Here is a 255-nt window from a genome sequence, read left to right on the forward strand (position 1 = left end):
AAAAAATACAATAGCGAGGTTTTGACACCTCGCTAAAATTTATGATGTTTGAAGTTTCCACACTAAAAATCATCATGTCCAAAAAATACGAATCTTGCCGGTCAACCCGTAATTTCTCAGTTACTTTCTTTTGTTCCCCGTGAAATTGTCAACTCCTGTGTGTCAGAACACCAAAGCGACCGATATTATAAGACGATGATGACGTGGAAGCAATTGGTTTTTATGATGTACGGAGTTGTCACCAAGTGCCATTCG

1 protein-coding gene is annotated in these 255 nt (G+C 38.8%); it reads left to right on the forward strand.

All coding sequences use genetic code 11. The features are described from left to right. Positions 1-111: 111 nt before the first annotated feature. A partial coding sequence (locus IAQ59_RS22865; RefSeq protein WP_425342633.1) for a DUF4372 domain-containing protein occupies positions 112-255 on the forward strand: 144 nt, incomplete at its 3' end.

Source organism: Lunatimonas salinarum, from assembly GCF_017811155.1.
GTDB classification, from domain to species: domain Bacteria; phylum Bacteroidota; class Bacteroidia; order Cytophagales; family Cyclobacteriaceae; genus Lunatimonas; species Lunatimonas salinarum.